Annotated in this window: 20 protein-coding genes; 10 read left to right on the top strand and 10 right to left on the bottom strand. The window is 44.7% G+C overall.

From position 1 onward, the window contains the following. Positions 1-134: 134 nt before the first annotated feature. On the top strand, positions 135-401 hold the full coding sequence (gene rpsT, locus FS373_RS30415) for a 30S ribosomal protein S20 (RefSeq protein ID WP_144047679.1): 267 nt from the start codon (positions 135-137) through the stop codon (positions 399-401). Positions 402-539: 138 nt separating this feature from the next. Here the strand turns inward: rpsT and FS373_RS30420 are convergent, their stop codons facing one another. Next, complete coding sequence (locus FS373_RS30420; protein WP_077752699.1) at positions 540-836, bottom strand: ArsR/SmtB family transcription factor; 297 nt, start codon at positions 834-836, stop codon at positions 540-542. A 135-nt stretch (positions 837-971) separates the two neighbouring features. Between FS373_RS30420 and FS373_RS30425 the strand changes: the two genes are divergently transcribed. Together FS373_RS30425 and FS373_RS30430 are read left to right on the top strand one after the other, a co-directional pair. Further along, positions 972-2,375, top strand: a complete 1,404-nt coding sequence (locus FS373_RS30425) for a M20/M25/M40 family metallo-hydrolase (RefSeq protein ID WP_144047680.1) — start codon at positions 972-974, stop codon at positions 2,373-2,375. A 292-nt stretch (positions 2,376-2,667) separates the two neighbouring features. Then, entirely contained in the window at positions 2,668-3,345 is a 678-nt protein-coding gene (locus FS373_RS30430) for a hypothetical protein (RefSeq protein WP_152831438.1), read from the top strand. A 527-nt stretch (positions 3,346-3,872) separates the two neighbouring features. Here FS373_RS30430 and yaaA read toward each other — a convergent pair. Both yaaA and FS373_RS30440 read right to left on the bottom strand, forming a co-directional pair. Continuing rightward, positions 3,873-4,649, bottom strand: coding sequence for a peroxide stress protein YaaA (yaaA, locus tag FS373_RS30435; protein WP_144047682.1), 777 nt, complete (start codon positions 4,647-4,649; stop codon positions 3,873-3,875). A gap of 122 nt (positions 4,650-4,771) precedes the next feature. Beyond that, the gene (locus FS373_RS30440; protein WP_144047683.1) at positions 4,772-6,211 is read right to left on the bottom strand and encodes an alanine/glycine:cation symporter family protein; all 1,440 of its coding nucleotides are present in this window, start codon (positions 6,209-6,211) and stop codon (positions 4,772-4,774) included. A 426-nt stretch (positions 6,212-6,637) separates the two neighbouring features. Between FS373_RS30440 and FS373_RS30445 the strand changes: the two genes are divergently transcribed. The 5 genes from FS373_RS30445 (at position 6,638) to FS373_RS30470 (ending at position 14,095) form a co-directional block, all read left to right on the top strand. Continuing rightward, positions 6,638-9,004, top strand: coding sequence for a phosphoketolase family protein (locus tag FS373_RS30445; protein ID WP_144047684.1), 2,367 nt, complete (start codon positions 6,638-6,640; stop codon positions 9,002-9,004). Positions 9,005-9,261: 257 nt separating this feature from the next. Continuing rightward, complete coding sequence (locus FS373_RS30450) at positions 9,262-10,362, top strand: OmpA family protein (protein WP_144047685.1); 1,101 nt, start codon at positions 9,262-9,264, stop codon at positions 10,360-10,362. 704 nt (positions 10,363-11,066) lie between these two features. After that, on the top strand, positions 11,067-12,023 hold the full coding sequence (tal, locus tag FS373_RS30460) for a transaldolase (RefSeq protein ID WP_144047686.1): 957 nt from the start codon (positions 11,067-11,069) through the stop codon (positions 12,021-12,023). 13 nt (positions 12,024-12,036) lie between these two features. Continuing rightward, a complete protein-coding gene (gene pgi / locus FS373_RS30465; protein ID WP_144047687.1) occupies positions 12,037-13,674 on the top strand; it encodes a glucose-6-phosphate isomerase in 1,638 nt (545 codons plus the stop codon). Positions 13,675-13,909: 235 nt separating this feature from the next. Further along, positions 13,910-14,095, top strand: a complete 186-nt coding sequence (locus FS373_RS30470) for a DUF3545 family protein (protein WP_144047688.1) — start codon at positions 13,910-13,912, stop codon at positions 14,093-14,095. Positions 14,096-14,165: 70 nt separating this feature from the next. Here FS373_RS30470 and FS373_RS30475 read toward each other — a convergent pair whose 3' ends face one another. The 3 genes from FS373_RS30475 to FS373_RS30485 form a co-directional block, all read right to left on the bottom strand. Continuing rightward, the gene (locus FS373_RS30475; protein ID WP_144049077.1) at positions 14,166-14,702 is read right to left on the bottom strand and encodes a hemerythrin domain-containing protein; all 537 of its coding nucleotides are present in this window, start codon (positions 14,700-14,702) and stop codon (positions 14,166-14,168) included. Positions 14,703-14,859: 157 nt separating this feature from the next. After that, positions 14,860-15,957 carry a response regulator transcription factor gene (locus FS373_RS30480; protein WP_144047689.1) on the bottom strand — a complete coding sequence of 366 codons (1,098 nt, stop codon included), beginning with the start codon at positions 15,955-15,957 and terminating at the stop codon, positions 14,860-14,862. Between the two features lie 165 nt (positions 15,958-16,122). Then, a complete protein-coding gene (locus tag FS373_RS30485) occupies positions 16,123-18,153 on the bottom strand; it encodes an ATP-binding protein (protein WP_144047690.1) in 2,031 nt (676 codons plus the stop codon). A gap of 167 nt (positions 18,154-18,320) precedes the next feature. Here FS373_RS30485 and nfo point away from each other — a divergent pair, with 167 nt between their 5' ends. Beyond that, on the top strand, positions 18,321-19,175 hold the full coding sequence (nfo, locus tag FS373_RS30490; RefSeq protein ID WP_144047691.1) for a deoxyribonuclease IV: 855 nt from the start codon (positions 18,321-18,323) through the stop codon (positions 19,173-19,175). Here the strand turns inward: nfo and FS373_RS30495 are convergent, their stop codons facing one another. From FS373_RS30495 to thrA, 4 genes are all read right to left on the bottom strand, one after another. Next, positions 19,176-19,472, bottom strand: coding sequence for a hypothetical protein (locus FS373_RS30495; protein WP_144047692.1), 297 nt, complete (start codon positions 19,470-19,472; stop codon positions 19,176-19,178). It abuts the gene before it with no gap. 261 nt (positions 19,473-19,733) lie between these two features. Then, positions 19,734-21,014, bottom strand: coding sequence for a threonine synthase (gene thrC, locus FS373_RS30500; RefSeq protein ID WP_152831442.1), 1,281 nt, complete (start codon positions 21,012-21,014; stop codon positions 19,734-19,736). 11 nt (positions 21,015-21,025) lie between these two features. Continuing rightward, positions 21,026-21,985, bottom strand: coding sequence for a homoserine kinase (thrB, locus tag FS373_RS30505; protein ID WP_144047694.1), 960 nt, complete (start codon positions 21,983-21,985; stop codon positions 21,026-21,028). 85 nt (positions 21,986-22,070) lie between these two features. Then, entirely contained in the window at positions 22,071-24,536 is a 2,466-nt protein-coding gene (thrA, locus tag FS373_RS30510) for a bifunctional aspartate kinase/homoserine dehydrogenase I (RefSeq protein ID WP_144047695.1), read from the bottom strand. 712 nt (positions 24,537-25,248) lie between these two features. Between thrA and slyD the strand changes: the two genes are divergently transcribed. Further along, positions 25,249-25,839, top strand: a complete 591-nt coding sequence (gene slyD / locus FS373_RS30515) for a peptidylprolyl isomerase (protein ID WP_144047696.1) — start codon at positions 25,249-25,251, stop codon at positions 25,837-25,839. The last annotated feature ends 28 nt before the right edge of the window (positions 25,840-25,867 follow it).

The raw sequence follows: 25,867 nt of genomic DNA on the forward strand, positions 1-25,867 counted from the left end.
GGTTGAAGATAGCCAAGTCTGGTTGGATTAATTTATCTTTAAGATAAAGATTCAATCATTGTCATTGACAAAATGACAAAAAAGAGGCATATTCCCGACCTTTAAAATATCTAACCCTATTTAGGAGTTGCACCTTGGCTAATAGCAAGTCTGCAAAGAAGCGCGCGCTTCAATCTGAAAAACGTCGTCAGCATAACGCTAGTCGTCGTTCAATGTTACGTTCATACGTAAAGAAAGTTATCGCAGCAATTAAAGCTGGCGATCACAAAGCGGCTACTGAAGCATTTAATGCTGCACAACCAATTGTTGACCGTATGGCGACTAAAGGCATTATTCACAAGAATAAAGCTGCTCGTCAGAAGTCTCGCCTAAACACTAAGATCAAAGCACTTGCTGCTTAGTCTTTAAGTTTATGCTTAAAAAAACCGGCCTTGGTCGGTTTTTTTATGTCTAAAATTTGGTGGAATTGATATTAACAAATTTCAGGCATAAAAAAGCAGAGCCTTCAGGCTCTGCCAATTTGATTCCCTTCACTGTTTTTAATGACAGTATATGTTATTAAGCAACTTGATAATCTCCGATACCTCTTTACTCTTCAAAGAGTAAAACACCGTCTGAGCTTCCTTACGGGTCTCAACTAAATTATCTTTTCGTAGCCAGGCTAGATGCTGAGACAGAGCCGATTGACTCAAACCCAGTTTCTTATTCATCTCACCTACACACATCTCTCCTTCACTAAGAAGATAGCATAGGATAAAGAGACGGCGTTCGTTTGCCAAAGCCTTCAACATCACAACGGCTTGATCTGCCCGCTGCTGCATTAATTCAATATTCATTACGAGCAATTTCTCCTAAAACAATCCCCGGGACTAATATAGCGTTGCCTTACAGATATAGTCGGGACATAAAGCACACTTTTTGCTAGATTGTTTTCAAAAATGGGACATGAGTAATAAAAACAAAGGAAACTTATGAAAAACACACTCCGTACCTTGGTCATTGGACTCCTCTTTGGAAGCCTTATTGGTTGTCAGCACACGCCAGCAGAAAAATCCGCAATTCAAATACCTCAGCAATTACAGCAAAAAGCCTTGAACTCAAATTTGGCATATGAGTTAGTCGAATCCCTCACGGTAGAAGTTGGCCCAAGATTGGCTGGCAGTGAGAAAGACCTGATTGCCGTTCAATGGGCGCAGGACAAGCTCAATAGCCTTGGATTCGACAGAGTCTATAAGGAAGCAGTTCAAGTTCCGGTCTGGAGTCGAGGGGAAGCGAAAGCGAAAATCCTATCTCCTTACGGTCAGCCTATCGTGATAACCGCTCTTGGCGGCAGTATTGCGACGCCAAAAGCTGGAATACAAGCCTCCATCGCCCGATTCGATAGTTTAGCGGCATTGAAACTGGCCTCTAAAGCAGAAGTCGAAGGCAAGATAGTCTTTATCGACCACATCACCGAACGCCATATCACAGGCAAAGGTTATGGGAAAACCGTAGGCGGCCGTTCTCGCGGTGCTATCACGGCGGCGGAGAAAGGTGCACTGGCTATCGTGATCCGCTCCATAGGGACAGATCATGACCGCATGGCACACACTGGCATGATGCGCTACAAAGAGGGTGTGACTAAGATCCCTGCCGCGGCTATGTCTAACCCGGATGCAGATCTGATCAAGTTAATGCTCAAGCGCGACCCCAATGTGGTGCTGGACCTGTTCATGTCTCCTAAGCGTTTAGGGTACGCGACCTCCTACAATGTCATCGCTGAAGTCACCGGCAGCAGCAAACCTGATGAGATCGTACTCATAGGGGCTCATTTAGACTCATGGGATGAAGGTACGGGCGCCATCGATGATGGCGCAGGCGTGGCCATTGTCACATCGGCAGGTAAGCTCATTCAAGATTTACCAGTCAAGCCTGCACGTACGGTTAGAGTCGTACTCTATGCCGCCGAAGAAGTAGGCCTGGTCGGTGGTAAAGCTTACGCTAAGGCACACCAAGACGAGCTAGCCAAACATTACATCGCTGCCGAATCTGATTTCGGTGCAGGTCGCATCTATCAGATCGATTATAGGGTCAATGAAAAGGCCTTCACTGCATTACAATCCCTCAGCGCCCCCATGACTCAGAATGGTGTAGTCCTGGGCAGCAATACGGCCTCAGGCGGCCCTGATGTCTCTATGTTGCCAAAGCAAGGCGTTCCTGTGGCATCCCTAAGACAAGATGGCCGTGATTACTTCGATTATCACCACACACCCAACGACACCTTAGATAAGATAGATCCAGCTGCACTACAGCAAAACGTAGCAGCCTACGCTCAGTTTGCGTATCTGATGGCCCAATCAGAAGTTGAGTTAAGACCAATTGAGGTCGCTAAATAGCTGTTAGCAGTTCAGCTGGTTTGGGCCTTGGCTCGATTCAGCCTTCTATTGGTAATCTACTAGGCCACTGTTTATCGTAACAGTGGCCTTTTTGCTTCGAATGAAGCTTGAGTACATTTTAATTTGCTTCATTTGGCTGTTTTGGTGTTGGCTGGTGTATTGAAAGTTTAATCTTCATGGTTATCTATCGCCTGCAGCGTGCTTAAGTGCAGATACTTCTACGGCAAGCTGTGAATATATCCCTATACGCTCTGCGGTTTCATCCCTGAAACCGAAGTCCGCAGCCGCATATATGGACCCATCCCGTTTGCATCTATTTAAACTTCGGCTCACCTTAAAGTGGGGTGAAAGAAAGCGGAACAAAGCACTGATTGGGGCTTTTGATACCACAGTAAACGAGTACCGAAAGCTTCAAGGCTCAGAGTTTGGTGCGTCAAAAAAGATATTCAATATATCGTTATTTTTCCTGTTGGCTGAACGTGACTTACAGGCTATAAAAATCGATGCTTTCTCTCACCCTGATCCTTGGAAAAGAAACCTATCAGTAAGAATTATGCTCCTTATCATTCATGAACGAGATATGAGCAAGGTTGCATCAGGTAAAATCATGAAGGAAATATATGAAGAAGCGAAAATTAGTGGCGAGCTAAGAAGTTCCATGGTTCAAGCCGTTCGGGGAATATCCAAGGCGCAAAAGAGAACTCAAAAAATACTCTCTAAAATAAGAAATAACACTATTGCGCATCGAGATTCAGATGCAATGCTACAGTATGAGCTGATAGATAAAGTAGATATAAATTCAGCCAAGGAAACTATCGAAAAGTATTTTGAAGCATCGCATATTTTTTTCGGTATATTGCCAGCCTTACTACTTGAGGCAAGTACACTTCCGTCACTATTATCACAATATTCAAGCTCAGAGCCTAACAAATCAAGCAAGCAGGATACCGTAACTGGCGCCCCTTCTTGAGGCGTTACGGCATATTCGATTGCCATATATTCCCTAATACCAATGGCTATATTTAGAACATCGACTCTAAACCGTTTCAGTCCAGAAACGAGTTATTAGCCAATAAAGCTCAAATCGAAGAGATGGATAATCTGGTGTGAACGCGGCTGTGACCTTCGACATAAGGGATGATGTCGCAGAGCCCACAGGGATTGTGCTCGCGGCGTGTCACAGAAGTGTTTGCACATACGCCTGCTGCAAGCAATAAACACCAATGATGCCATGGTACTTAGTAAACCACCAAGTACTAAACCAGCTAAATGAAACCATTAAAAAAGCTATTTGAAACTTGCTAGCTGGCAAGTACTCAATGCCTGTTGCAAGCAATAAACACCATTGAAGCCATGGTACTTAGCAAACCACCAAATACCAAACAAGCCCAATGAACCCAATCTACAAAGCTATTTGAAACTTGCTAGCTGGCAAGCACCACATTAGCCAAATAAAACCAATCAAAAAATGTAATCAAGCTTCATTCGAAGTCTTGCCTAAAGCTGTTCTTCGCGGAGGAATACCGGTGCCATAGCTGACGATTCAGCTTCACAGTAATGATATCCAGCGCTGTCAAACTTGATCAGTTCAGCAAGGGTACTCACCTTGTTATCGAGGATATAGCGAACCATCATGCCGCGGGCTTTCTTGGCGAAGAAACTGATCACCTTGTACTGACCGTTTTTACGATCTTTAAACACTGGCGTTATGATACTGCCCTTCACCAGCTTAGGCTTAACCGCCTTGAAGTATTCGTTTGAGGCCAGGTTGACAAGGATGTCGTCTCCCTGCTCATCCAGGGCTAGATTAACCTCATCGGTAATGGTATTGCCCCAGAACTGATACAGGTTAGTGCCTTGCTTATTCGCTAAGCGAGTTCCCATCTCTAAACGATATGCCTGCATGAGATCCAGAGGACGCAAGAGACCGTATAAGCCTGAGAGTATTCTAAGATGCTTCTGAGCACGTGCGATGCCTTCAGCGGGCAAAGAGTCTGCATCTAAGCCAGTATAGACATCACCGCGAAATGCATACAAGGCTTGTTTGGCATTTTCGGTAGTGAAGATCGGGCTCCAGGTCTCGAAACGAGCCGCATTCAAACCAGAAATTTTATCGCTCACCTTCATTAATGAAGCGATTTCTGCTGGCGTCAATTTACGGCACTCTTCGATTAACTGAGCGCTGAAGTCGACAAGCTTAGGCAAGGTATATTCAGCCGTCCCTGCGGGGTTGTCATAGTCTAATGTTTTTGCTGGTGAAACTAAAACTAACATAGCTAATCCTTATTGAACTTTATTGCTTGCTATCATACTGATGCAAACATAAAAAAACCACGCTAATTAGCGTGGTTTTTTAGATAGAGCCGATTCAGTTTACCGAATCAGTTCAACGAAAATTATGCCTTTTCAGCCATTTTCGCCGTTGACCACTCACCTTCCTCAATACCCTCAATCTCAGGGAATTGTTTAGGATCGAACGTTGGGCTAAGCCCTTTTTTCATCTGTTTTTCATAATCTTTAATCACTGCGAATGCCACCTTAGATAACATGGTAATTGCCGCGATATTCACTAGTGCCATCAATCCCATAGAGACATCGGCAAAGTTCCATACTAGCTGTAGTGATGCTACAGAGCCTGCCATAACCATAGCCAAAACCAAGCCACGGAAGATGTAAAGCACCTTCTTGCTCTTAGTTAAGAACATGATGTTGCTTTCTGCATAACTGTAGTTCGCAATGATTGATGTGAAACAGAACAGCAAAATGGCAAAAGAGATGAAATACGCTGACCAGCCACCTAACTCATTCGTCAGAGCCAATTGTAGTAGCCCAATCCCTTTCTGCTCCCCAGGGTTATCTAACACGCCAGATAGCAAGATAATCGCGGCCGATGCAGTACAGATAACTATCGTATCGACAAACACGCCTATCATCTGCACAAAGCCTTGAGATGCCGGATGATTAGGGTTCGGTGTAGCTGAAGCCGCAATATTAGCCGCACTACCCATGCCCGCTTCGTTAGAGAACAGACCACGAGCAATACCCGCCATCATAGCGCCCATTGCGCCACCAGCAGCCTCTTCCCAACCAAATGCGCTCTTAACGATTAAGCTCAGTGCTGCAGGCACTTGTTCAATATTCAATACCAGAACAACCATAGCTATCGCTAAATAAGCCACAGCCATCACAGGCACTATCAGCTCGGAAGCACGAGCGACCTTCTTCAATCCGCCACAGATGATATAGCCTGAAGCGAGTACTATCACGATTCCAACAATCGTCTTATCGAAACCGAAGGCATTATTGAGGGCATCAGTCATGGTATTGGCTTGAGCCGCATTGAAAGCGAAGCCAAACGCTATGATAAGTAAAATGGAGAACAGGGTTCCCATCCAACGCTTACCTAAGCCTTGTTCCATGTAATAGGCTGGGCCCCCACGAAACTGGCCTTCGCTGTCTTTAACTTTATAGACTTGAGCTAAGGTTGACTCAATGAATGCCGTCGCCATACCTAATAATGCGATTAACCACATCCAAAAAATAGCACCCGCACCACCTACAGTAATAGCGACGGCAACACCGGCCATATTTCCTGTACCGACACGAGCAGCCATCGACGTACAGAAGACCTGGAATGACGAAATCCCATCGACCTTTTCACGGCCTTGAATGACCAGCTTGGCACCATGACCAAATAAACGGAACTGAATAAAACTCAGACGAAGTGTAAAAAAGACACCCGCTGCGACCAGTACATATATAAGCACGCTACCCCATAACATGCCATTAATGGCATTCACTACAGATTCAATAGCGCTAATTAATGATTCAAACATAGTTCTTACTCTATCCCCATGATAATCACGGCAGCTTATACAATCAGCTACGAGACTAACGTGTTTTAGTTTTCTTCTATCGATTCAATAAAAATTGGTAATTTTCTTTTAGAATTTTACTTTCGTGAATTTATTACATCACGCCCACCAATTCTCGCTGCGGCAAAATAGCATACCATCAAAAGCATCTCGCGTGATCAAGATCACAGTTAATCATTTACATAACACCATCATCACAGGTTAAAACAAAATTAAGTTAGGCTAGCAACTGATTACACAAGTTTTTCACCTAAACATCGCAACAAAATTGAAATGTTATGACTTTACAAAAACAAGATGCAGGACACATTCTTGTAATAAAATTACAAATATAGTGTCTAGCATGAGCTTTGATTAACTTTTTGCTTACTATAAATGGGGTTATTTATGTCACAACCGCAAGAGATCAGCGCATTAAAGAAATTTGTAAGAGCCACAAACTTTCTAGCGACATCGCAAATTTATCTAAAGAAGAACGTACTGCATAAGCGTGCACTTGCACACACAGACATCAAGCCTAGACTGTTAGGTCACTGGGGTACTTGCCCTGGTATCAACTTTGTCTACGCTAACATCAACCGTCTCATCGTTAAAAACAACCGCTCATTCGTCTACCTTGTAGGCCCAGGTCACGGCTTCCCAGCAGTTCAGGCTAACCTTTTCATGGAAGGTTCTCTAAGTCATTATTACCCTGAAAACATTCCATACAATGAAGAAGGTATCACAGATATCTGTCAGAAGTTCTCAGCAGCTTATGGCTACCCTTCACACGCAAACCCGGAAGCACCTGGACAAATCTTAGAGGGTGGTGAACTAGGTTACTCACTTTCAGTTGCTTGGGGGGCAGTATTAGATAATCCAGATCTTATTGCGGCATGTCTAATTGGTGATGGCGAATCAGAAACAGGGCCTCTTGCCGCTTCTTGGTATGCCAACCGTTTAGTAGACCCTGCCACTAACGGTGCGGTACTACCCATAGTTCATATCAACGGCTACAAGATCTCTGGTCCGACTCGTATGGGCCGTATGAGCCACGAAGAGTTAGATCTTGAATTCCGTGGCCTAGGTTACCACCCAATCATAGTTGACGATGAGCTCGAAGAAGACGTCTATGTGCAGATGGTAAATGCTATGGATAAGTCATATGAGATGATCACAGACATTCAGAAACGCGCGCGCAGCGGTGAAGATGTTGTTAAGCCACGCTGGCCTGTCATCTTGATGCGTACCGCTAAAGGTTGGACAGGTACTGCGCAGTACAACGGCAAGAAGCTTGAAGGTAACTGCGAATCTCATCAGGTAATCGTCAATAAGTGTGCTACCGATAAGGGTCACCTAGACGCACTAAACACTTGGTTAGCCAGTTATAATTTCAATGAACTTTATTCGATTAACGATAAAGGCGAGCTCATCTTCGATGAAGAAATCCAATCTCTACTTCCACCTAAGCAGTTAACTTGTGGTCAGCAACACTTAAGCTACGGTGGTGAGGTGGTTCGTGCACTGACTAACCCTGATCTATCTAAACTAGCCTACGGTCCAGAAACACCTCGTGGTACGCGTGGTCACTCAATGTACAAGATGGGTGAGTGGATGCGTGATGCGATGAAACTCAACCGAGATCAACGTAACCTGCGTATCTTTAGTCCTGATGAAACTTACTCGAACCAGCTTCAAGCCGTATTCGAAGAGACTAACAGAGCATGGCAGTGGCCCATTGAAGAGTGGGATACCGACATGGCCCGTGACGGTCGCGTCATCGAGCTATTATCCGAGAACTTGCTCTTCGGTATGATGCATGGTTACACAGTGACGGGTCGTCACGCCATGTTCCCTACTTATGAAGCATTCTCACAAGTTGTCTCCTCGATGGCTGACCAATACTGTAAGTATGTCTATGCCAGCCAGGGCGTTCACTTCCGTAAGCCAGTACCAGCCTGTAACGTGGTACTCTCTTCGCTTCTAGAACGCCAAGATCACAACGGTTACTCGCATCAGAACCCATCATTCTTAGGCGCCATGCTTGAGAAGCACCCAAAGATTATCTCAGCATATCTGCCTGCAGATGGTAATACCACTCTGGTTTACACAGAACGCGCCTACGCGGATCGTGATAAGTTAAACATCATAGTTGCCGGCAAGAAAGACTTGCCACAATGGTTATCACTCGATGAAGCACGTGAACAGGCTAAAAACGGAGTCATGGTTTGGGACTTCGCTTCCGATGAAAACCCAGATGTGGTTCTGGTTGGTTGTGGTGATTACGTTACCCAAGAAGCCATGGCCTCTTTGGTCTTAATCAGAGAGATCTTACCACGCGTTCGTATCCGTTTCGTCAGCGTTACTGAACTCACCAGCAGCGGTCTTGGTAGCTTAGACTTCCAGAGCAAGCCTTGGTTGATGGATGAAGTTTTCACCTCAGACAAGGGCGTTATCTTTAACTACCATGGCTACCCGAACACCATCAAGAAACTGGTATTCGATTATAAAGGCAGTGACAGATTCAGAATCAAGGGCTATGAAGAGGAAGGATCTACCACAACGCCATTCGATATGGGTGTCAGAAACGGAACCTCGCGTTACCATCTCGTTATCGACATGGCCTACAAGCTGTTCCAGCAAGGTGTTATCGATGAGACACAACATGTCACCATCACCACAGACATGCTTCAGCGTCTGGTGGAACACAGAAATTATATCAAGGCAAACGGTGTCGACCCCATCAGCCTGGACAACTGGATCTGGACTCGCTAGTAAGGATCATTAAAGCAACAAGATAAAAACACGTTAACAACATAACTAAGTGCATTCTTTTAGAATGCACTTTTTTTATGCCTTAAAACTATAAACGTAATGATTTAAATCATATTTACATTGAAAATAGATCGCAATCCCGTAGATAATAGCGACAGCTAGCGATAAAACTAAAGGAATCCCCTCTCAAAGTGCTGGCAGTGTTTCACCTCCAGGTGGAACAGCATTGGGGAAAGATAAATAACAAAGGATTTGAAATGATGAACAATACATTGAAAGCTATTCTGCTGACTTCAATGCTCCCTTTCGCTGCTAACGCGGCACAAGAACTCACTCCTTGGTATGTCGGTGGCGGTCTTGGCGTAAACAATTACGAGCCAAACTGCGACATGAAGACCATGAAGAGCTGTGGCAAAGATGATCCTTACGCATGGGATGTGTTTGGTGGTTACCTTTTCAACGACTATTTCGGCGTTGAATTAGGCTACCGTGATCTTGGACGTGCCGAGTGGGTCGATTACGCCAACAAGATGAATGATGTTGGCGCTAAAGGATTAACCTTAGGTGTTGTCGGCTTCTGGCCAATCGCTGACCGCTGGAGCCTATCGGCTGAAGCCGGTGCGATGAATTACATACTGTCGAACAATAAAGAATATGGCAGTGAGTATTACAGTGACAGCGGTATTGCACCATACATTGGCGCAGGTATCGGATATAACATCACCGAAAACTTGAAACTTCAGGCTAAGTATCGTCGTTATGAGAACTTAGATGAAGACAAGTGGAACACACTGGCCATGGAAAGCAACTACTGGGGCCTTGAGCTTAGCTACCGTTTCGGTACTCCAGCACCCGCCGTTGTTGCTCCATTGGTTCTAGCTCCTATTGACTCAGATAATGATGGCGTCACCGATGATATGGATCAGTGTCCAGACACTCCAGTCAATCACAAGGTTGATGCGAAAGGCTGTACTGTTTACATTGAGACTACCGAGCAGCGTGATGTAGGTTCTATTCAGTTCGCGAATAACTCATCTGTGGTAAAGACTGAGTCTTTTGAGCGCATTGAAAAGCTGGCAACATACATGAACAAGAATCCTAAATCGACAGTGTTGATTTCGGGTCACGCTTCTGATGTAGGTAGAGCCGACTACAACATGACCATATCGGACAAGCGTGCGAACGCCGTTGCTAAGATTCTTGTCGAGAAGTATGGCATTAGCCAAGATCGCGTAGAAGCTAAAGGTTTCGGTATCACACAACCTGTTATCCAAGGTAATAGCGTCGAAGCAAACAAGGCTAACCGTCGTATCGAAGCTCACGTCACTGGCGTAAAAAGAGAAGCACTGATCAAGTAATCACTCTCTCTTGTCGATACATAAAAATCGCTGCCTGGTGCAGCGATTTTTTTATGATGCAAGAACAATCTAAATAATGCCACTCATGATACTAAGGCCAATTGGTATCAGTACGAATTTTTCACTCATTCTGTCCAGAGTGTAATCATGCTGTAATACCATTCCGAGTAAGTATCTGATCATTCAGCGGGAGTTCAAAGCACTGTAGGCAAGGCGGATGTTTGAAGCTAATAGTTATTCTCGGCAACAAGCTCCTGCGTTGCTCTACCTCCTGCATCCATGCAGTCGTATATCGAGAACATTCAACGTAGCATAAAGGGCTTTGAAACCCGCACTGCGTGAGGCCCTCAGAGTTTCCACTTCGCTGTTGCATTGACTTAAAAGGGAATAACCATTTTCTCATCAATGCGCCTTGAATTGAAAAAACTGAGAGTCTCTGAACTGACCAGATACTTATATGGAATGGTATAATGGTAAAGCGGGATTTTACCTATACTCAAAATCACCTGACACGCTATACTCTCCCCTACCTATTTTTGACTAAAATTTAGGGTAAATGGGTTAGTAAAAAGCGCTTTTACTGATATTTTACAACTTTCCTGTAATTTTTTTTCATTTACGGTTGGAAATATCATCAAAATCGCTTCTAATACTCTCAAGCAATCACAAACCTTAAGCTGCTTCTTAAGAAGGATGTTATTTTTATGGCTAATACACTCGAGCAATTGAAATCTTTTACCACCATAGTCGCCGATACTGGTGACATTGAGGCCATCAAGCGTTACCAACCACAAGACGCGACGACCAACCCGTCTCTCATTTTAAAAGCAGCCCAGATCCCAGATTATGGCCATCTAATCGACAACGCTATCACTTGGGCTAAATCACAAAGTGATGTCATTGAGCAACAGATCGAAGATGCAGGTGACAAGCTTGCGGTCAATATTGGCGTAGAGATCTTAAAGATCGTTCCTGGTCGTATCTCCACTGAAGTTGACGCAAGGCTCTCTTTCGACCAAGCCGGTTCGATCGAAAAAGCCCATAAGCTGATTAAACTGTATCAAGAAGCTGGCATAGATAAGTCACGTATTCTGATCAAGCTAGCTTCCACTTGGGAAGGCATATGCGCCGCTAAGCAGCTAGAGCAAGAAGGTATTAACTGTAACCTAACTCTACTATTTTGCTTTGCTCAGGCCCGTGCTTGTGCTGAAGCCGGTGTTTACCTTATCTCACCGTTTGTCGGCAGAATCTTAGACTGGTATAAGAAAGACACAGGTCAGGATTACAGTGCTAGTGAAGACCCAGGTGTAGTTTCGGTTACCGAAATCTACAACTATTACAAAAGCCATGGCTTCAACACTGTCGTCATGGGCGCCAGCTTCCGCAACACAGGCGAAATCCTTGAGCTTGCGGGCTGTGACCGTCTAACAATAGGTCCAGCACTGCTCGAAGATATGGCAAATTCACAGGCTCAAGTTGTGCGTAAACTTGTTCCTGTAGAGTCATCAGTTGCACCAGGTGAGCCACTCACAGAAGCACAATTCCGCTGGGCATTTAACGAAGATCCTATGGCAGTTCAGAAACTTGCCGAAGGCATCAGAAACTTCGCTATCGACCAAGGTAAGCTCGAAGTGATGCTGAAAGAGAAACTGGCCTCTTAAGGAGTAAGACTGGATGACAGAGCTAACCCAGAGTCAGACTTGGTATGAGCTAAAGGCTCATACCAAGACCTTGCCTCATATGAGAGTGCTTTTTGAAGAAGATAGACTCAGATTCGACACTATGTCGACATCAGCTTGTGGCCTGTTTTTGGATTACTCCAAAAACAGGGCGAATAGTGAGACCTTATCTCTACTATTCAAGCTTGCAGACGAGACTAAGCTAGTGTCAAAAATCAAGGCTATGTTTGACGGTGATTTGATCAACACCACCGAAAAACGTGCAGTGCTACATACCGCACTGCGCGCTAAGCCTGAACAAAAGATAATTCTAGACGGTATAAATATCGTCGAAGAAGTTCAGCAGACTCAAGCTCAAATGGCGACATTTGTCACTGCAATCACTTCCGGAAGCTGGAAAGGTTACACTGGCAAGTCGATCACAGATATCGTCAGTATCGGTATCGGCGGTTCCTTCTTAGGTCCTAAGATAGTGTCTCAAGCGCTCAGACCTTACTGGAATAAAGCGCTCAATTGCCACTTCGTGGGTAATGTGGATGGCACATCCATCACCGAGAAACTTAAAATTCTCGATGCTGAAACCACATTGTTTATCATGTCATCTAAGTCTTTCAGTACTCAAGAAACCTTAACTAACACCTTAAGTGCTAAAGATTGGTTTATGAGCAATGGGGCGAGTCAAGAGGATATCGCTCAACATTTTGTTGCCGTCACCTCCAATGTAGCAAAGGCGACAGAGTTCGGTATCGATGCCGATAATATCTTCCCTATGTGGGATTGGGTTGGTGGTCGTTATTCACTCTGGTCAGCCATAGGTTTGCCCATAGCATTGATGATAGGCATGGATAACTTCCGTGAACTGCTTGACGGTGCTCATGAGATGGATAAGCATTTTGCCAACGCGCCGCTATCGGAAAATATGCCTGTGATTATGGGACTATTTTCACTACTGTACGGCAACTTCCATGATGCTCAGTCCCATGTGGTATTGACCTATGATCATTATCTGAGAGGACTTCCCGCATATTTCCAGCAGCTGGACATGGAGAGTAACGGTAAGTCAGTCACCTTAGATGGCACTCGTGCCGATTTCAGCACAGGGCCAGTTATCTGGGGCGGTGAGGGCACTAACGGTCAACACGCCTATCACCAGTTATTGCATCAAGGTACTGCGCTCATTCCTGCCGACTTTATTATGCCTCTCAAGAGTCATAATCCGTTAGGAGAGCACCACATCCAACTCGCATCAAACTGTTTTGGTCAAACCCAAGCACTGATGCAAGGGCGTTCTTATGAAGAAGCCTTAGCAGAACTTGAAGCCAGTGCGCTTTCGAATGATGAAAAGAGTACCATAGCCAAGCATAAAGAGATGCAAGGTAACAAGCCAAGCAATACCCTATTAATGGACAAGCTGACGCCTGGAACTCTAGGCTCCCTAATCGCACTCTATGAACACAGAACCTTCGTTCAGGGCGCAATTTGGAACATCAACTCATTCGATCAATGGGGTGTCGAGCTAGGTAAAACATTAGGCAATGATGTTTTAGCCAGACTCGGAGCAGAGAAAGATGCAAGTGAACTGGACAGTTCAAGTAATGGCCTTATCAATATGTTCAGGCAACAATCTCTCTAGATCACGCTAAAAAGCTCTCACAATAAAAAAAGCCAGTTTACACTGGCTTTTTTTTATTCCGTAGTTCATATCTCTAAATACTGCAAATATTCTTTGTACTTAGCGCAAGATCATCACCTTTCACGCCATAAAAACTTCACCGAACGTTAACAGAAGTGAAACATTTATCTTGCACACTATTTTAAAAGTGTGGTATTTATTTGATTGAACAGAAATACAACAACAGGAGGTCACCATGAATCGACTCGATTATGGTAGTGCGCTAGATACAGTGATAGAAAGACCAAGCCGCTCGAGAAGCTCCAACAAGAAACGCAAATGGCGTGAAATTGAGGCACTGCAAGAGAAGCACCGTTTACTCAAAGAACTGCAAGACATAGATAGCAACTTCGATGGTGAGTTAGACAACCTCCTGATGTAAAATCATCAAATAAAAAGAGCGCATTAGCGCTCTTTTTATCCTAGAACCCTAGGAACAAAAAACTAAGCTTCTACTCATCTCTAGTGATGTATTCTCTTAACTCCTCGAATAACGCATTATCATTATCACTAAATAGCGGGTCATCGATGAGTTTCAGTGAGCATAGGGCTTGTATCTCCTGCCAATCAGTTTGATCTATCACCTCCGCCCATCGAGGAAAAATATCTCTTTCTTCAAACAGCATATGATCTTCTTGCAAGATAACGTATGCCTTAAGATCCAGTACAAGCTGCTCTCTAGACACCACAACATCACTCAAGATGAGATTTAATGATGCCATTAGAGATGCCGAGGCATCAACTAATCCTTGATGTTGTTCAGCAAGCTTTTTAGTCCCCGTCTGAGCTGTTTTCTTTAAATAGTAGCTATAGATGATATCTTCTAAGGGGTGATGGCTATGCTCGGCATAACTCTGCATATACTCAACAACATCCCTGATAAGATTAAAGTTAACCGCTTCCCCCTGAGCTAACCTGTTGTGCTTCACCTTCAGAATATTGAGTAATATCGTGATATGCTTATGATCATGATTAAGCCTTGCAAGCATAGTTGTCTCCATAATCCGAATACCTTATATATACAATAATAGTAAATAGATGAAATTACGCCCAATATATCAAAGGTGATTGTTAAGGAGTTCTGATTAAGATCAACGAAACAAGAACTATTTAAATTAATTAAATCAAAGAGTCATTATTATTTCTCTATGGGGCAACACTGGATTCAACATAATTCTTCACCGTCTTTAACGAGCCTTGTAAACGATAGAAGGCATCTCCAGCCGAATTGGCTTCCTTTAAATTTCGCTCCAGCAAGGTGGCAAAGTAATGCTCCTGCTCCTCTGTCATATCAAGTACATGGAAGCTACTGCGGATCTCGGTTGTCATACCTGTTAATGCTGCACTGAACTTCTCATCATGTTCTAAGATTGCGCCATTGATCTTGCCTAGCAAGCTTTGGATCTCCACAAATACATGCTGCAATGTCTGTTGGCGACCTATATCCATCACTCTCGCCTCTAAGCCCTCGACAATAACCGCAATGATGTCCCTGAGCCGTCCATAGAGAACTTCATCATCCACCGGCATATTCTTTATCAAGAAGGAGACATGTTTATCATTACAGATAGTGCGATTTCCAAAATCATATAAACGACCATGCTTATCGAGTAACTCTAGTATATTTGCCTCAATCGGACTGATTTCGGCATGCTGAGGGGCAAAGTAATGCACCTCATCATCTCTTATTTCCAGACAAGTATTTAGATTGAGTTGTTGCATCAAGTCAAAGAAGGCATCGGCCAGACTCTGATAATCCTGGCATAAGAAACATTGCCTAAAAAACTGTAAAACAGCGCCATATTGAGACGACTCAGTCATAGACTGAAACGCCATATTCCTCGACATAGATTCAGCCTGAACAAGTGAACGCCTCTTTGACTGATAGGAAGCTACAGCCTGCACTTTAGCCAGTAATTCTTTTATCTCAAAAGGCTTGGCAATAAAGTCCACAGCGCTAACGTCGTAGGCTCTCAGCCTCTCCTCTAAGGTATTCATCCCAGAGACAAAGATCACCGCACTGTCTTTGCCTGACTCTGTGAGTTGCTGACAAAGTTCGATACCACTCACATCGGGAAGATTAATATCCATCAACACTAGATCTGGTGTGATATCAATTAAAGATTCGCGATATGTACTCGCCTCATGGAATACTGCAACCTGATAATGATCATTAAGTACTTCCTGAATCAGCTCACAATAATCTTCATCATCATCCACGACCCATACTAATATCTCTTCCATCACAAAATCCCTCTCAAATAGCAGCCAATGTAGGTTGAAATGACGTCAAAGCCATTAACACTAACTTGATCCACTTGATTCATACCTATGCATCCTTGTGTTAGCTCTAAATAGACTCTGATGACCCTGAGTCATTTATCGCTATGTATTGAACTCAATCTATCTCTACTGAGAAAAGTTGATACCAACCTGTTGCAGAGCCTGCACTAAACCATCGATAGCGAAAGGTTTATGCAACACCAGATAGGGCATATCCTCGTTACTGCTAATGCCGATATCACCAATAAACCCAGAGATCAGCAGCACAGGAATATCCTCCTTAGCGCAGAGTTCTTTAGCCAACTCATAACCATTAATCCCCCCTGGCATGAGTACATCGGTGATCAATAATTCAATTCCATTAAGCCCTTCTTTATATTTTTCCCTTACGACTAAAGGATCGGAATACGCTTCAACTTCCATGCCCAAGATCTCGCAATAATCTTGTAGGACACTCAGTAGATCGACTTCATCATCGACAATCAAAACTTTAAGCCTCTGAGCGACCTTAGGCGCCTCGGGTCTCACTACCACGCCTAGCGCCTGCCGCCTCTTCTGTTTAGCAACAGGGAACCAGAGTCTGAATTCAGTGCCATAACAGTCTGATTCTATGACGCTCATATAGCCATTAGAGCGCTTCACAAAACCATAAACCATAGAGAGCCCAAGCCCAGTGCCATTGCTCTTGTCTTTCGTTGTGAAGAAAGGCTCGAAGATTTTATCTAATAGATGGGGAGCAATACCAGTTCCTGTATCTAATACAGACACAGTGATGTATTGGCCCGCTTCCACCATTGGACGACCAGTTAAACCTGGCAGAAACCCAGCCAGTGACTCTCTACCACAACGTATGGTTATCTCCCCCTCTCCTCCCATCGCATCTCTGGCATTTAAAACAAGGTTCAATAGCGCATCTTCCAGATCGCCACGATCGACAAGAATTTCATCCAGCTCTTGCCCAGGCTCTAAGATCAGAGAGATCTGCGTGGTTAAGGATTTACCTATCAGTTCCTCGATACCTTGAATCACATCATTGACCTGATACAAGTTGGCACTGAATTGTTCCTGCCTGGAAAACTGCAGTAAACGTCTGGTCAGGTCTGTCCCTCTTTGGCATGCTTTGAAGGCAGTGGCAAGATAACGGGAAATTTTCTCTTCACTGGTTTTAAGCTCCATTAACTCCAGATTACCCTTCAATACTCCGAGAATATTATTAAAATCATGAGCAATACCACCGACTAACTGTCCCATGGCCTGCATTTTTTGGGTGCGTGCCATGATCTGCTGAAGTTGCTTATGCTCGGTAATATCTCTGCCTACTAGCGCAAACAGGCTACCATGCTCACTGTGCTCCTCCAACGCGACCAGGTGCATATGTAGCACCGCAGTTTCGTTATCGGCCTTACTACAGATGAGCTCTCCATCAAACTCTCGACGCGTATTAATCGCTTGTAGCAGCTCACTATCTTGACCACCAGCAGCGGATTGATTCAGCTCTTCTTGAAATAACAGTGTGATGGGTTTGCCTATAAGCTGGCTGCGTGGGTAGTGGCTGATGCTGGTCGCTGCAGCGTTGGCGTACATGATACTTGGCACTCCAAATGGCGAACGACTAGCGACTAAAATCAGGTCTTCACTGTTACTGACTATTGATTGGAACATCTCACTATCTACAGAGTGAACGCCTCTGTCTCTCGCTCTCTGTTGCCACTCAAGAGTCTGCTGTACCAACATTCCCATAATAATATCGGACAAGAGCTCACTTGAACTTAATAGAAATGACAGCCATTGATCGCTGGATGAATGAAAAAAGATCTGTATATTGACTCGCTTTGCAGGCCAGATAACGAAAGACTGCCAACGATGAACCATAGGTTCCTGATTGAAAAACGGCCAAGCTTTTGCCTCTTTCCATAGGGTTAGATATCGAACGGGATCTCGACACCAGCATGTAGCAGAAGCAGGCATATCGTCACATTGCAGTGAGTCTTTAGGAATAATCAGTACCGCTTGAGATTGGCTGACTTCTGCCAAAATACGGCACAGAGGCAGGAGTATGTCTTCACCATTAATGAAATTTGCTTGTAATTTTCCGAGCTCGGCCAAGAGTCTTGGCCAAAAGGGATTAATATCAGTTTGAGAGAATTCTTTAAACACTGTAGAGTCCGTTCCCCATCATCCATGAAGTTAGTGCTGCTTCATTTTATGAAAATAATTCAAGTAGCAGAATTAAATAAAGCATAGTTAAACTTGGATGATTCGCGACAATATAAGTGACAAAGCTTGTAACTAATTCTTTCTGCTCAACGAAAAGGCCCAGATTTATGACAGATTCAAGGTGGATTGGTGCTCATGTGAGTGCCGCTGGGGGCATACAAAATGCACCTATAAATGCAAAAAAAATAGACGCCAACGCCTTTGCACTATTCACTAAGAACCAACGGAGGTGGCAGGCGGCTCCGCTAACTCAAGATCAGATAGAAACCTTCAAACACAATTGCTTAGAAGCCAATATATCCAGTGACGGTATACTCCCCCACGACAGTTACTTAATCAACCTCGGGCATCCTGATGCAGAGCAATTGGAGAAGTCCAGGCTGGCATTCTTTGAAGAGATGCAAAGATGTGAACAGATGGGGCTGACGCTACTGAACTTCCATCCTGGCAGCCATCTCAGAAAAATCGAGATAGATGAATGTTTATCTCGTATCAGCGACTCTATCAATATGGCACTGGAGAGAAGTAGCAAGGTAACAGCCGTGATTGAAAATACCGCGGGACAAGGGTCAAATTTAGGCCACAGCTTTGAGCAGTTAGCTCGAATTATAGAAGGTGTCGAAGACAAGACTCGGGTGGGGATCTGTCTCGATACCTGTCACATGTTTGCCGCCGGCTATGATCTAACCACAGAAGAGGCCTGCCAACACAGCTTTAAACTGTTCGATGATATTGTGGGCGATAAATACTTAAAGGCTATGCACTTAAATGACAGTAAGACGCCGCTGAACAGTAGAGTCGACAGACATGAGTCGCTGGGATTAGGTCATATTGGCCAAGCCGCCTTTGGCTTTATCATGAACCACCCCGCGACTAAGAGGATCCCTATGGTGTTAGAAACGATTAACGCCGATATTTGGCCTCAGGAGATAAACTGGCTACGCAGTTTAAGCCAAGATTAGCTACTGCAGACATTTATAGATAACAGCCACTACTTTGGTCTCCTCTCCTTCATCGACCTGTAGCCAAACAATATGGGTGCCGCCAATCTTCTCGCCGTAACTCATCGCCTGCTTTTTTGCATCTCTTAATGCAAACTCGCCTCTTCCCTTGCCTCTGGCCATGGCAAAACTATCGCAGTGTGTGACTTCAAAATCGTAAGCTTCATTAATTCGGTAGTAAAACTCTTGTTGATCATCTGAAGTGGCGCAACCAATGAGGAGACAGCTGGCAAGCAAAGCAGTTATAAATTTTAACACCGTAGAAAACCTTTTGGATAAACTGTGGCGCAAGATATAAAAATTCACCCAGCAAAATCGTGATCCAGATCACACTAAAAACCAACGGCTGGTTACAAGGTGATACACGGGTAACTACTAAGGAGTCACGAGTACATAAACGGATCGTTAGCGCATGCTAAAGCACTTAAAAACCACAAGTAACACATGATAAAAACAATTGTAATTCACATAAAAAAAGGGCTAATGCCCTCTTTTAGTTTATGTTTCAGCGAGTCAGGTTTATAACACCTTAAATAGATGAGCCTTCAGATCGGCAAAATTGTCATCTAAGGTGACTGACAAGATCTCTTTATTGGCGACTGCCGCTAACTCGGGGGGCAGAGGTAAATTCATGTCGAGTTCACTATCGACAACATCTTTAAATTTAGCCGGGTGAGCGGTACCTAAAAAGATCCCTTTCTCACCTTCTACCATTGTCATATTCAATGCCTGAGCGGCAATAGCGGCGTGGGGCTCCGACAGGTAACCCGCGTCATTTAACTCTTGTAGTGCTGCCGAAGTATTAGCTTCTGACAATGCCACACCAGAGATATCCGCCAGTGACCAGTTCATCTTCTCTATGATAGCTTCGACTCTGGGCCAGTTACTCGGCTCGGCAACATCCATGGCATTAGACATAGTCCCGACCGTTGCATTAGGTAACCAATCACCCTTATCTAAATAACGCGGCACAGTGTCATTGCTGTTAGTGGCAGCGATGAAACGTTTAACGGGTAAGCCCATGGCTTGGGCAAACAGGCCTGCTGTTAAGTTACCAAAGTTACCACTGGGCACAGAGATAACGGGATCTTGATCATGTTGGCGCTTAAACTGTGCCACGGCTTCGAAGTAGTAACAAATTTGGGCCAGGAGACGACTGATATTGATCGAATTAGCCGAATTAAGGTGCAAGCCATCACGGATATCGCTATCTTCGAATGCTTGCTTTACCAGCGCCTGACAGGCATCGAAATCAGACTCCACTGATACAGTATGTATGTTGTCACCTAAGGTTGTGAACATCTTCTCCTGCAACAGACTTATTTTGCCCTTGGGATAGAGCACAACAACCTTTATCTTGTCTAAGCCAAAGAAAGCATCGGCAACTGCCGCACCGGTATCGCCGGAAGTGGCAGTCAGGATATTAATTTTATCGTCTGAAGCTAGCTCATTTAAGCATTGGGCCATAAACCTGGCGCCAAAGTCTTTGAAGGCTAAGGTAGGTCCATGGAATAACTCTAAACAGTGTCTATTTTCATCAACCTTTGCTAACGAAAGGTCGAAATTAAATGCGTTTTCAACCAGACTATCGACGGTATCTTGTCCAAGTTCAGAGGCTAACCAGGCACCCAGTATTTTTTGACATCGAGCCACGAACGGCAGTGCCAGTAGCGAGTCGACATCATCCAATACCGGAATTGAGGTTGGAAAAAATAGTCCTCTGTCTCTGCCTAAACCTAGCTTAAGTGCCTGAGTAAAACTCACCACCTGAGAAGGGTGTTTTAAATTGTACAGTTCCATAATAGATAACCTTAATCCTGAATCTTAAAATTGTTTAACGAGTCAGTTCTGCGAGTCCCTTGGGCATCGATTTTACAGATATGCGAGAAGCCCCCCTGCTTAACATAGTTTTTATCAAGCCAAGCTTGCGCTTTTTGCGCCGTCTGTAAGTTATCTGTGACAGAGAAAAGCGTCGGACCACTGCCTGAAATCCCACTAGTCAGCATGCCTATCTCAGCCAAGGCTGCTCTGGACTCTTCATAGCCAGGAATCGCCGCGGCGCGGTAGGGCTCGGCCAGCACATCTTTAAGTACCGAGATAGCCAAGTTAGGGTCTTTCTTATAGGAAGCGTGGACAAAAGCACTTAGATACCGACCGAAATCGATCGCCACAGCTTTATCGTATTGCTTTGGCAAGAGATCACGCATCTTAGCCGTCGAGAGTGAGATGCCTGGATAGGCAACAAGCCAATACCAGTTCTCGAATGTGGGGATGGTGTCGCACACTTTAGACGGCGTATCCAGCATCAACTGCATACCACCTAAATAACAGGGCGCGACATTATCATAATGAACTGAGCCGCTGATCTTCCCCTCGAACTCTCCCATCAGACGTAGCAAGGCTTGCTCATCATAGGGCTTATCAAAATATTCATTCAGCGCATAAAGCGCCGCAACCACAGAGCTGGCACTGGAACCTAAACCACTACCCACTGGAAGGTTCTTCTCTAACACCAGTGCCAGACCATCCTTTCTATCTAGCTGCTTTAGAAAGAAGTCGGCACATTGGTAGACGATATTTTCCTGCGGGTCTTGAGGCAGTTTATCGGCCCAGTGACCCGCAAGAGACAGATGTATGCCTGTATCTGCCGAACAGACAGAGACTCTGTCCCCCAGCAAACTGCCGTCTATTGGCGCTAAAGCTGCGCCGAGTAGGTCAAATCCAACACCCACGTTACCCATAGAAGCTGGGGCGTATACAGTTAGAGTCATATAAAACTTCCCATATCAGTGCTCATAATGCCAAGTTTCATATCACAGCTTCTCATTGAAGCTGACGCGCTACAAATATTCACACTCATGCACTCATCTCCCGCGTCCAGTTCAGCGTCCTGAGAAGGTCGGCAAAGACGCCAGCGGCGGTCACGTCTGTCCCCGCGCCATACCCTCTGAGCACAAATGGAATGGGCTGATAATAACGACTGTAGAAAGCCAAGGCATTCTCGCCACCTTTTACGCTATATAAGGGGTCTTGAGCATCCACTTCGGCTATTTTAACCCGGCAACCTTCATCATCTATCTGGCCGACATAACGTAGAACCTTGCCTTCATTCTTGGCTTTCTCAACCCATTGGGCGATCTGCTGATCTAACTTGGGCAGATTAGCCATAAAGGTTTCCACATCGCCGCTGGCATCGAATGACTCAGGTAAAACAGACTCTATCTGAATATCTTCCAGCTCCAGATCCATGCCGACTTCACGAGCCAGAATCAGTACTTTTCTGGCGACATCCATGCCACTAAGATCGTCACGGGGATCAGGCTCAGTGAAACATTTATCTCTGGCGATTCCCGTCGCCTCAGACAGAGACATCCCCTCATCTAACATGCCGAAGATGTATGAAAGAGAGCCGGATAATATGCCGTTAAACTTGAGTAACTTATCGCCGGCAAACAGGAGTTTCTTCAAGTTATCGATAACAGGCAGCCCGGCACCAACCGTTGTTTCATATAGAAACTGTCTACGTTGTTTCAAAGCAGTTTCACGCAGTCCACGGTAATAAGCGATCTCTCGGGTATTCGCTTTCTTATTGGGCGTTACCACGTGCAAGCCCGCATTCATAACATCGATATAGCGATCTGATACACGCTCACTCGAAGTACAGTCGACCAAAACCGGGTTTAACAGCTGCTCCTCTTTGGCCCAGTCAAGCATCTGCTCAATATCCCATTGAGTCTGACTATCAGCGAGCAGTCCCTGCCACTCGTTAAGATTAACGCCTTTGGCATCGAGTAGCATGTGACGCGAGTTGGCAATTCCGCATACTCTGATACTGATATGCTCCTGCTTTAACATCTCTGTTTGCTGCTTAATCTGTTCCAGCAGCCCGGCACCTACATTGCCACAGCCCACGAGGAATACATCCAGATAATGCTGAACATCGAAGAAGCTCTGATGACAGGCACTGATGGCATGCTTAGTCTTACGCTGCTCTATTACGGTTGAGATTGAACGCTCAGAGGAGCCTTGGGCGATAGCTATGATGTTCACCGTCGCCTGAGCGAGAGCCTGGAAGAATTTACCGGCTACACCTTTATGGGTGCGCATGCCGTCACCGATAAGCGACACTATGGCTAAATCATGGCGCATCTCGATAGGCTCAAGAATGTCACTCTTAAGCTCAAGTTCAAACTCAAGCTCTAATGAATCCTTGGCTTTTTCTGCATCCTGGGTATTGATACAGAAGCTGATGCTGTATTCAGATGAGCTTTGGGTGATCAATGAAATTGAAATTCCGGAACGAGAGATAGCTCCTAAGGTACGACTCGCCATACCCACCATGCCTTTCATCCCAGGTCCTGAGATATCAAACATGGTTTGGGCGTCTAAATTAGAGATGGCTTTGACATTTAACCCACTCTTATCGGCTTCATTTGAAACTAAGGTTCCCGGTGCTTTAGGGTTAAAGCTATTACGGATATAGCAAGGGATATGGTACTGAGCGATAGGAGAAATGGTCTTTGGATGCAGCACTTTAGCCCCAAAATAGGATAACTCCATCGCCTCTTGATAACTCAACTGAGAAAGTAGTTTAGCATCGCTGACGACACGGGGATCGGTATTGTAGACACCGTCGACATCTGTCCAGATCTCACAACAGGATGCGTCGATACAAGCGGATAATACCGCTGCGGAGTAGTCAGAGCCGTTACGACCTAAGATCACAGTGCGCCCTAGCTTATCGCCGGCAGTAAAGCCCGGCATCACCCAAACTCTATGTTCATCTAAATTAACTTGACTGAAGCGCGCCTTACTCGACTCGATATCGACCAGTGATTCCAGCGGATCTCCGGTGCCCAAAAGTAAGTCTTGAGGGACGAGTTGCTGTGAGCTAAGACCTTTAGTTTTCATCAGCTGCACCATAAGCGCAGCAGACAGCTTCTCACCACCCACTAAAATCTCAGCCCTCACAAAGTCAGGACACTCTTTAAGTAAGCTAATACCTAATAGTTTGTTATCCCAAAAACTGAGTTGCTGTACCAGCTTCTCCATAAGGGACTCGAGTTGCGATGTTTGTAATACCGCAGAGGCTTCTTGATAGAGACAACTAAACACAGACTCCACATTTCCAAGCGCACCTTTATAGTCTCCACCACTCACGGCAGCTTCGACCATCTCAAGTAAACCGTTAGTCACAGTCGCCGGAGCCGATAACACTACGGCTACCGCTTCTTCCTTTGCAGTATCCGCGACTATGTCTGCAGCTGTGTTAAATCGTTGCCAATTGGCCAGCGAGGTACCACCAAATTTCATCACTTTCATATCTTCTCCTTGTACCACGCTACCTTAAGAAACAAAAAAGCCCGCTCCTTGGTATGGGAGCGGGCTGTTGTTTACATTCTGTTAGAGTATGTTCAGCCTGCCCCCACGATAATAATCGTGGTGGTTGTAATAATGGTCGTTACAACTGAATTCAGGCTCGGCATTATAAAAACGTACTCATCCAAAAAGTTTAAAATCTGTGACTACAGAATTGCTTTTTTTTAAGGTGTGTGTCAACCCTTGATTAACAAGTTAATCAAAAAAATGCTGTTCGATTCTATTCTCTGCTATTACCCACGAGATAAGCCGCGTCTAAGTAGAGTTCTTGCATAATTAAGGTAACAAGCTTAATTAGATAACGTTTACGACAACGTAAACAATTTTGTATTACTTTGTTAAATAAAGATTTAATTATACACTTGAGAATAAATCGTGAGTAAACTAGATAAAACACACCTTAACCAGAACGATTCTGATATAACGAGTGAAATGACCAGTTTTTCCTTATATGCTCACCTGACTTCACTATGAATTTTATCGCATAAAATATAACTAATTAGTCAATTTCGGTTTTTGTCCTCAATAAGACTCACTTTACTCAGGGGAGCCCTGCCTTTTTTAATCGTGAACTTCCTACCATAAGCTGATTCAAATCATCGCTAACTAATAAAAACCACGCTAGAATGCGCGCACATTTTGAATTGGAGGCGATATGAAAATCACCCAACACAGCGCTGTTAGCATCCACTACCGTTTAACCGATGAAAAAGGTGAGTTAATTGAAGATTCCTTCGATGGCGAACCTATGGTCTATCTTCATGGTACCGAAAACATGATCCCCGGCCTAGAGTCTGAACTTGAAGGTAAAGTTGCAGGCGACAAACTGGATGTAACGGTTGGTGCAGAAAATGGTTATGGTCCTTATCATGACGGACTACGCCAGGAAGTGCCCTTAAGTGCATTCGGTGATATAGAAGATATCGTTCCTGGTATGCGTTTCATCGCTGATACAGAAATGGGACAACGTCCGGTTCAAGTCAAAGAAATTAAAGATGATGTCGTCGTTGTCGACGGTAACCATCCCCTAGCCGGTCAGTCACTGCATTTCAGCGTCGAAGTCCTGGAAGTTCGTGAAGCCACAGCCGAAGAGATAGCCCACGGTCATATCCATGCTCACGGTAGCTGCGGCGGTTCTGATCACGGTCATGAACATAGCCACGAAGGCGGTTGCTGTAGCGAGAAAAAAGATGAGCCAGCAAAAGAGGGTTGTGATGGCAATGGTGGTTGCGGCTGTAAGAGCTAACCTCCCTTATCAGTTAAGCAAATACAAA

This window comes from Shewanella sp. YLB-07 (assembly GCF_009377275.1).

Excerpts from the sequence above, each read along its gene's own strand:
- tal (WP_144047686.1), top strand. The coding sequence starts at position 11,067 with ATGGCTAATACACTCGAGCAATTGAAATCTTTTACCACCATAGTCGCC.
- thrC (WP_152831442.1), bottom strand. The coding sequence starts at position 21,014 with ATGGAACTGTACAATTTAAAACACCCTTCTCAGGTGGTGAGTTTTACT.
- FS373_RS30420 (WP_077752699.1), bottom strand. The coding sequence starts at position 836 with ATGAATATTGAATTAATGCAGCAGCGGGCAGATCAAGCCGTTGTGATG.
- FS373_RS30450 (WP_144047685.1), top strand. The coding sequence starts at position 9,262 with ATGATGAACAATACATTGAAAGCTATTCTGCTGACTTCAATGCTCCCT.
- FS373_RS30445 (WP_144047684.1), top strand. The coding sequence starts at position 6,638 with ATGTCACAACCGCAAGAGATCAGCGCATTAAAGAAATTTGTAAGAGCC.
- thrB (WP_144047694.1), bottom strand. The coding sequence starts at position 21,985 with ATGACTCTAACTGTATACGCCCCAGCTTCTATGGGTAACGTGGGTGTT.
- FS373_RS30425 (WP_144047680.1), top strand. The coding sequence starts at position 972 with ATGAAAAACACACTCCGTACCTTGGTCATTGGACTCCTCTTTGGAAGC.
- FS373_RS30440 (WP_144047683.1), bottom strand. The coding sequence starts at position 6,211 with ATGTTTGAATCATTAATTAGCGCTATTGAATCTGTAGTGAATGCCATT.
- FS373_RS30480 (WP_144047689.1), bottom strand. The coding sequence starts at position 15,957 with ATGGAAGAGATATTAGTATGGGTCGTGGATGATGATGAAGATTATTGT.
- yaaA (WP_144047682.1), bottom strand. The coding sequence starts at position 4,649 with ATGTTAGTTTTAGTTTCACCAGCAAAAACATTAGACTATGACAACCCC.
- slyD (WP_144047696.1), top strand. The coding sequence starts at position 25,249 with ATGAAAATCACCCAACACAGCGCTGTTAGCATCCACTACCGTTTAACC.
- FS373_RS30430 (WP_152831438.1), top strand. The coding sequence starts at position 2,668 with ATGGACCCATCCCGTTTGCATCTATTTAAACTTCGGCTCACCTTAAAG.
- nfo (WP_144047691.1), top strand. The coding sequence starts at position 18,321 with ATGACAGATTCAAGGTGGATTGGTGCTCATGTGAGTGCCGCTGGGGGC.
- FS373_RS30475 (WP_144049077.1), bottom strand. The coding sequence starts at position 14,702 with ATGCTTGCAAGGCTTAATCATGATCATAAGCATATCACGATATTACTC.
- pgi (WP_144047687.1), top strand. The coding sequence starts at position 12,037 with ATGACAGAGCTAACCCAGAGTCAGACTTGGTATGAGCTAAAGGCTCAT.
- thrA (WP_144047695.1), bottom strand. The coding sequence starts at position 24,536 with ATGAAAGTGATGAAATTTGGTGGTACCTCGCTGGCCAATTGGCAACGA.
- FS373_RS30470 (WP_144047688.1), top strand. The coding sequence starts at position 13,910 with ATGAATCGACTCGATTATGGTAGTGCGCTAGATACAGTGATAGAAAGA.